Annotated in this window: 8 protein-coding genes and 1 pseudogene; 6 read left to right on the top strand and 3 right to left on the bottom strand. The window is 53.1% G+C overall.

Annotated features, from left to right (window positions below):
* Positions 1–17: 17 nt before the first annotated feature.
* On the top strand, positions 18–413 hold the full coding sequence (locus tag ACOSYY_RS07825; protein WP_421661708.1) for a c-type cytochrome: 396 nt from the start codon (positions 18–20) through the stop codon (positions 411–413).
* A gap of 37 nt (positions 414–450) precedes the next feature.
* On the opposite strand, the gene ACOSYY_RS07820 is transcribed toward ACOSYY_RS07825, so the two are convergent.
* The 3 genes from ACOSYY_RS07820 to ACOSYY_RS07810 form a co-directional block, all read right to left on the bottom strand.
* Positions 451–804 (bottom strand): hypothetical protein, encoded by a 354-nt coding sequence (locus tag ACOSYY_RS07820; RefSeq protein ID WP_421661707.1) that lies wholly within the window; start codon positions 802–804, stop codon positions 451–453.
* A gap of 295 nt (positions 805–1,099) precedes the next feature.
* Entirely contained in the window at positions 1,100–1,687 is a 588-nt protein-coding gene (locus ACOSYY_RS07815) for a tetratricopeptide repeat protein (protein WP_421661706.1), read from the bottom strand.
* Between the two features lie 206 nt (positions 1,688–1,893).
* On the bottom strand, positions 1,894–2,481 hold the full coding sequence (locus tag ACOSYY_RS07810; RefSeq protein WP_421661705.1) for a tetratricopeptide repeat protein: 588 nt from the start codon (positions 2,479–2,481) through the stop codon (positions 1,894–1,896).
* 215 nt (positions 2,482–2,696) lie between these two features.
* On the opposite strand from ACOSYY_RS07810, the gene ACOSYY_RS07805 reads away from it, so the two are divergent.
* From ACOSYY_RS07805 to ACOSYY_RS07785, 5 genes and pseudogenes are all read left to right on the top strand, one after another.
* Positions 2,697–3,299, top strand: coding sequence for a YqgE/AlgH family protein (locus ACOSYY_RS07805; RefSeq protein WP_421661704.1), 603 nt, complete (start codon positions 2,697–2,699; stop codon positions 3,297–3,299).
* A gap of 357 nt (positions 3,300–3,656) precedes the next feature.
* A complete protein-coding gene (locus ACOSYY_RS07800; RefSeq protein WP_421661703.1) occupies positions 3,657–4,823 on the top strand; it encodes a hypothetical protein in 1,167 nt (388 codons plus the stop codon).
* 331 nt (positions 4,824–5,154) lie between these two features.
* Entirely contained in the window at positions 5,155–5,709 is a 555-nt protein-coding gene (pyrR, locus tag ACOSYY_RS07795; protein ID WP_421661702.1) for a bifunctional pyr operon transcriptional regulator/uracil phosphoribosyltransferase PyrR, read from the top strand.
* 12 nt (positions 5,710–5,721) lie between these two features.
* A complete protein-coding gene (locus tag ACOSYY_RS07790; protein WP_421661701.1) occupies positions 5,722–6,645 on the top strand; it encodes an aspartate carbamoyltransferase catalytic subunit in 924 nt (307 codons plus the stop codon).
* 118 nt (positions 6,646–6,763) lie between these two features.
* Positions 6,764–6,991, top strand: a pseudogene (locus ACOSYY_RS07785) (dihydroorotase); the annotation flags it as partial.

Raw genomic sequence — 6,991 nt, 5'->3', positions numbered from 1 at the left:
GATAAGCATTACGGCATATGAAATCATCTCTAATATTATGGGTGAGCCTCCTTGTGCTGATTCTGGGTGCTGCACCAGCCTGCAGCCAAAACGGGGAGGAGCCAAAGGGAACAGGAACCGCGGTCTCTGCTCCAGCGGAGTTACGAGAAGGAGAGCAAAAATTCAACGCTAACTGTTCAACCTGCCATGGGATCGGTGGAATAGGTACCACTCAAGGTCCACCATTTCTTCACAAGGTCTATGAGCCGAATCATCACGGCGATGTCGCATTCCAGCGAGCGGTGGCCAATGGTGTCAAGGCTCATCATTGGCAGTTCGGCGATATGCCCAAGATCACCACCGTCAACGCAGAGGACGTGGATCAGATTGTAAAGTACATCCGTTGGCTCCAAAAGCAAGCGGGAATCTTTTGATCTCTCTTAGCCCTTTCGGTCTCCGGCTCCCTACACTTCATCGATTTATGGCCTGATCTGTCAGAAACGATACTGCATGGTTATTCTGTTGGTTATATTTTGCGACGACGTTGTCCCCTAAGTCCGGCTTCAGCATGATATCTTTTCTCGCGGTCGTCTTGTCGACGTGGAGAATCACGATTTCACCCGTTTCTTGGTCTTTTACCGACACATTCCAGGACTGGGGGAATTTTTCATCGACCTTCATCACCTTCCCTTTAATGATCTTGCCGGACTGCACATCCTGTTTGTCATAGACCTCTCTATCAACGGAAAGGGCGAGTGTGGACATACCCATACTGAATACCACGGTTAAAAATGTCAGCCCTATAACCTTTGATATAGGACGCATAATCGCACCCTCCTTTTAGTGAACGTATTTTCACTCCTATATGGGTAATATTTGTTCATGGTATTTGTTTACTGGACGCAGTGGGATTTAGAAGCTGGGAATATCACTAGTTCTTGAACTCGAGTTCAGCACATGTTGGTTGTTGTCGATTCCATTGGACAACCCTGCATGTGTATCTCGGAGAAGCATGCTGTGATCCGTGACAGGTCTTTTAGTATTGATGTGGTGGTCACAAAGGGGTGTACTCATTGAATAAAAACCGCTACCTCTGCATGCCCATGAGCCGAGTACACCGTCATCGGCGTTTGGGCATCCATTTCTTTGCTCGATCCTCCGCTTCGGCAATTTGCCCTGGCATCATCTGCGCGGCAACCGCCTCGCGAGATTCGGCGGCACGTTTCTCACCGTAGGCAACCGAAAGGCTATACCACATATGGGCTTCGATAAGGCTCCGGGGTACACCGCGCCCTCGTTCGTACATCATTCCCAGTTTCGCAAAAGCCAACGCATTTCGTTGTTCCGCCGCCTTTTGAAACCAGAACAACGCCATGTGGTCACTATACGGTGCGCCTCGTCCTAGAGAATAAAGAGTTCCAAGATTGACCTGTGCGTCTGCGTGCCCTTGATCAGCGGCCTTTTTAAACCAATCCTTTGCTTCGAGATCGTTTTGTGGAAGACCTTGTCCCTCGCTATAAAGTAAACCCAATTTATTTTGAGCATTGGGATCGCCCGCCTGAGCCCGTTTCAGGACTTCGTTCACAGTTGGTCCGCCAATGAGCGGTTGCGGCGGCCTTGGATTGGGAGTGGTACAGCTTGACGCCAGAAAGAACACCAAGAGAAATCCCACGAGAGTCACAGAGTAGTAGGGAAACCGGTGAGCCATTCTGAACGATCGTGAATATCCGCTGGCGGTTAGCGGACCATGGGCAAATATCCTACGCATCGAGAAGACACGACTTCAAGCACGAATTGTGGTAACGGAGGGGGTGTTTGGAGATCCTATGAATATTAGTCTTCAAGGTTTGCGCATGGCTGGTTCAGTATCGCCGGCAGGATGAGAAGCTTCAAGGAGTGTGGAGAGGCCCTGGGCTACTGTTCTTTAACTGAAGTTTGGTCCTTGGGCTTCCAATTCCGTGCAAGAAACTGTGCCTGGGCGATTTGAGTCGGCGTCATGTTCGTTGCCAAACGATCTCGCCATTTCGCTCCGTCTTCATGGCCGTTAGCCGCCGCCAAGTTGTACCACTGGTAGGCTTGGACTACATCCTTGGGAACTCCCCGTGCCTTTTCATAATATGTGGCGATCACGAACATTGATGGCCCATGCCCTTGATCCGCCGCAAGGCGGCACCACCGTAGAGCTTCCTGATAGTCTTGGGGTATTCCACGACCGATGTCCGACAGCACACAGAGTCGGTAGAAAGCCCCGGCATGCCGTTGCATCGCCGCCATGCGGTACCATCGGACTGCCTCCCGGTGATCTCGCGGCAAGGCTCTCTCATACTTCAGGCCAAGATTGTACTGGTCCTCCGCGCTGCCTTGCTCCGCCGTGGGCTGTAATTCATCGATCCGTGACACCGTGTCCCGCACGTCGACGTAAGGAGATTTGGGCGGATCGATGCATCCCGGCAGGACGCAGAGGACGGTCATCATGATGAGGTTTCGCAAGCCTCTCCCCATAATCTCTTCTCCTTCGAAATGATCCCGCGGTTGTTATCTTGGTGGTTCACGTCCAACAAGCAGCGAACGGAGAGTCTACTCTAGCACATCTCGCTCTCTGGAAAGCTACCAAACGTAGCGCGATTCTTCCTGTTGCTTTCACCTCAAGAGAAAAGATATTTGTTAGCTTTGGACACCAAGGTGAAATCTTGGCTCTTGTGGCTGCGTGGAACATCATGAAAAGCGCTCTTCTTGTGGTGACCTTATCCCTCCTGTTCGCGTTATCGGCTCAAGCGCAGCAAGAGTTTTCCCCTATGTCGGTCGAGAAGGGAGTGCTCCTGATAGCCAGTCCCTCGTTGAGTGATATGCACTTCCACCAGACCGTCCTGCTCATTATCGAACATGGACGAAGCGGGACAGTCGGCCTCATTCTGAACCGCCCCACCAACGTGCTCTTGTCGGAAGCCTTGCCGGATTTTACCGTACTGAAGCAAACCCACCACCGATTGTTTGCCGGCGGGCCGGTCGGGCAAACGCAACTGGTCCTGTTGTTCCGGCTCACAGAGCTCTTGCCTGATACCCGTCAGATCATCGCCGGGGTCTATATGGGTACACCTCGTGTCCTGGAACGCATCATGACTCAGCCTAAGCCGACCGAGACGTTTCGAGCCTTTACCGGATTTGCCGGATGGGCTCCTGGGCAGCTTGAGCATGAAATGCGGGAAGGAGCATGGGGCATTTTGCCGTCAGATACGTTCACGATCTTCGACAAAGACCCGGCTACACTCTGGTCGGACAGCATCAGCCGTCTTCAGGCGCCCAGGACCATCTCCCATTGAGTGATTGATAACTTCTTCAAGCTGTCTCGTTCACTCAGTTCGAGGAGTTTGGGATATCACCGGTCCGCTTGTGTCATCCACTGCTCCACAGATGGAACGGCTTACCCACAACGTATCACGCTTGTTAACAACTATCTTCTTCCGTAGCTGCTTGACCGAAGCGGCTCACTAGCGCGGCACATAAGAACTTTCCCACTCTGAAAGCCCGACACATACCGTTCGAATAGGGAGATCTCTTCCGATACTTGTTAGCATGGTCTCGACGAAAAGACGGCGTCTGCCTCGCACTCGAGAAGCCCCTCATGACATAATTGCCTTGAACGCTTCGCTCAGTCTCTCGACTCAATGGGGGCGATCATGTCTTGTCGGATGCCACCGGTTCTATGGGCTTTGTTCCTGATGTGTGTCGTGGCGATCGGCTTGTGCGCCGATAGTTATGTAACTCATGCCGGTCATGATGAGCACTCTGCTGCCGAGTTCCAGGATCCCTTAGGAACAGGCAACGAAGTTCCAGATCTTTCGTTCCGAGTGTTTGTTGATCGAGGAGTGGAGAAAGCGGTGAGTGATCAAGCTCAAGCCGCCGCAGCCCTCCGGACTGTGATCGACACATTCTCCTATTTGAATCAACATCGGCATACCTATCCGCTGTTCGATGAAGCCGTGAGTAAAGGCTTGCTCGAGCGTGTCATTATCGAACCGACCGTGCACAATCATGAGGGAAAGCTCTTCCCTTTCTTAGTTGTTCGGACGGTGGATCCCGGTCGGGTTAGGTTATTGATCAGCGCGTCTTCGATGAGCGAGGGACTATATCTTGGTGAGGCAGAACGGTTTGCTCCTGTGCTGGCGCGAGAGTTTCAATGGGTGATCAGTAAAGCATCGACTAATCAGAAGCCAAAGACAGGTTCCATTGAACGAGACCTTCGGCATGCACCGATTCGAACCGACCAGGAGATTCGAACCCTCTCCGGTGAAGAACGGGTAGGGCTGCTCCAACAGCTATTCGAAACGTACCTGCGCACCGTCGACGACCTGCAGAGTTTGGACGGGCAGTCTTATTACGAGGTCGGCAGCACCATGTTGGCTCCGCCGAGTCAGCCGGACTCTGCGACGAAGTTCTATGATATTCGAGTTCGAGACGCCTTGCAGCAAATCGTTCGCGAGCCATCATTTCTTAAACGCACACCCTTGGCCGTGACAGGTCTCCTGAACGGAACGATCTGGAATGTGGCGTTCGTCAGAGTTGATCAGCGGGATTGGGCGACAAGAACCAGAGTGCAGCCTGTAGATAAAGCCGTGATGGTGGGGGTGGCTGGGCGGTCGGTTCAGCCTGCGGCAATTTTAATCAATCTCCATCGGACGGCAGCTCCTGACGATCCATTTTACACCGACACGAAACACCTGCCGATGGGTGCGCTGTCCACTGACCAGCTGGCGCTGGTCATCGCAAAGGAAATTCAACAGAACATCATAGAGAAGTCCCAGCGAGGCCACGTCGCACAGGATGCCCTGACGGCGCCAAAATAGCGTACGCTTTACAGATACTTCCTGGCTGTAACTTTCATCATAGTTAGTCAACGGTCACGCTTCACACGCGATGTGACCGAACCGAAATCGGAAGATTCGAAATTACATACCGCATTGTCCGTCTTTGAGCGCTTGACAGGTTTCCAGTATCCCAGTAGGATGGCGAAACCTTTAATGCTCATCCAGTGAGGTGAGCAAGGAGCCAATCATGAATTTCGCCCCGGCCATGTCCGGTGATAACCACCTTCTCACAACGGCACGTGAGGAGGTTTTTTTATGTCCGGATTTCGAGAAGTACCTGATCGCATAATCACCTGACTTGACGACTCCCATGAACAGATCGGTGGAACGAAAAGACGAAAAGCTGATTATGGATGCCGGTGATATCTCCCGAGCCATGATGCGCATCGCGCACGAGGTTGTGGAGCGGAATAAAGGGGTAAAGGATCTCGCGCTAGTGGGAATACGGACAGGTGGCGTGCATCTCGCCCATCGACTCGTCAAGCGTATCCACAGTATCGAGGGCGTGTTGGTTCCGATCGGCGAATTGGATATTACGTTGTATCGCGATGATCTGGCGTTGCGCAAAAATCAACCGGTTCTGAGAAAGACTTCTGTGCCTTTCGACATGACCAATAAAGTCGTCGTACTGGTCGACGATGTCTTGTTTACCGGAAGAACGATACGAGCGGCGATGGATGGACTCATGGACTTGGGACGTCCTGAAGAAATCCAGCTCGCAGTGTTGGTCGATCGTGGTCATCGGCAGCTGCCGATCAAAGCGAATTACATAGGGAAAAATTTGCCGACGTCTCGGGATGAGCAGGTCCAGGTGTTATTGGACGAAGACGGAGAAGACGATCGCGTGGTGATCTTAAAATCCTGAAGCGGAGGAATCATGAGCCTCAAGCGCAAAGATCTGCTGAGTCTCGCGCCGTTGTCCGTGGATGAGATCAGGCTCATCCTGGACACGGCAGATTCCTTCAAGGAAGTGACCGGGCGTGAGATCAAAAAAGTGCCGGCGCTCCGAGGCAAGACCGTCGTGAATCTCTTCTTTGAGTCGAGCACCAGGACCCGCACTTCCTTTGAGCTGGCGGCCAAGCGTTTGAGCGCCGATGTGATCAACTTTTCTCCCTCCTCCAGCAGCGTGGTGAAGGGGGAAACACTTCTTGACACGGCGCGGAATATTGAAGCGATGCAAGCGGACATCATCGTTCTCCGTCATTCTTCGGCCGGAGCCGCTGAAACACTGGCGAATGGCGTCAAGTCGTCGGTCATCAACGCGGGCGATGGGTGGCACGAACACCCGACGCAAGCCTTGCTCGACCTGTACACGATCCGACAACGTGGAATGGATTTCCGTGGACTGCGCGTGGCGATCATCGGAGATGTGTCGCACAGTCGCGTGGCGCGTTCGAATATCTACGCGCTTCTCAAGCTTGGCGCCGAGGTGCGTCTGGTGGGACCGCCGACGATGATGCCGCGCGGCGTGGAGAAGCTGGGGGCGAAGGTGTACTACAGCATGGATGAAGGGCTGCGCGATGTCCATGTCATTATGATGCTTCGGTTGCAGCTGGAGCGGCAGGGACGCGCACAGTTTCCTACGATTCGAGAGTATTCGAGGCTCTATGGTTTGACCGCCGAGCGAGTACGGCTAGCGGACTCCGCTGCCATCGTCATGCACCCGGGGCCGATCAATCGAGGAGTGGAAATCGCGCCGGATGTCGCCGATAGTTTGTCCTCGGTGATTCTCGATCAAGTGGCGAACGGCGTGGCGGTGCGCATGGGAATCTTGTACCTCATGTCCGGAGCGAATTCATGAATTGGTGACCCGGTCGATCTGCCGAATGAGTGAACTATTGTCCGAGCTTGAAGACAGCGGGTTACTCAACAATTGATCAGGATCAACGGATTGTGCCAATTTTGGGAGAGGGCTTATCGTGTCGATTTTGATTAAAGGTGGTCGCATCATTGACCCAGGCCGGTTTGTCGGCATCGCCGATGTGCTGATCGACAACGGCAAAATAGCTGCAGTGGGCCCGAACCTTTCCGAACCCGTGCACGGTCGGACCATTCAAGCCAATGGGAAGCTTGTGATGCCGGGGTTCGTCGATTTGCACGTCCATTTTCGCGAGCCGGGGTTTGAGTACAAGGAAACGATTCAGAGC

The organism is Nitrospira sp. BLG_2 (assembly GCF_049222245.1).
Note: the sequence above shows the minus strand (reverse complement) of the source record. Positions and strands in the feature narration are given on the sequence as shown.

Excerpts from the sequence above, each read along its gene's own strand:
- ACOSYY_RS07825 (WP_421661708.1), top strand. The coding sequence starts at position 18 with ATGAAATCATCTCTAATATTATGGGTGAGCCTCCTTGTGCTGATTCTG.
- ACOSYY_RS07820 (WP_421661707.1), bottom strand. The coding sequence starts at position 804 with ATGCGTCCTATATCAAAGGTTATAGGGCTGACATTTTTAACCGTGGTA.
- ACOSYY_RS07815 (WP_421661706.1), bottom strand. The coding sequence starts at position 1,687 with ATGGCTCACCGGTTTCCCTACTACTCTGTGACTCTCGTGGGATTTCTC.
- ACOSYY_RS07810 (WP_421661705.1), bottom strand. The coding sequence starts at position 2,481 with ATGGGGAGAGGCTTGCGAAACCTCATCATGATGACCGTCCTCTGCGTC.
- ACOSYY_RS07805 (WP_421661704.1), top strand. The coding sequence starts at position 2,697 with ATGAAAAGCGCTCTTCTTGTGGTGACCTTATCCCTCCTGTTCGCGTTA.
- ACOSYY_RS07800 (WP_421661703.1), top strand. The coding sequence starts at position 3,657 with ATGTCTTGTCGGATGCCACCGGTTCTATGGGCTTTGTTCCTGATGTGT.
- pyrR (WP_421661702.1), top strand. The coding sequence starts at position 5,155 with ATGAACAGATCGGTGGAACGAAAAGACGAAAAGCTGATTATGGATGCC.
- ACOSYY_RS07790 (WP_421661701.1), top strand. The coding sequence starts at position 5,722 with ATGAGCCTCAAGCGCAAAGATCTGCTGAGTCTCGCGCCGTTGTCCGTG.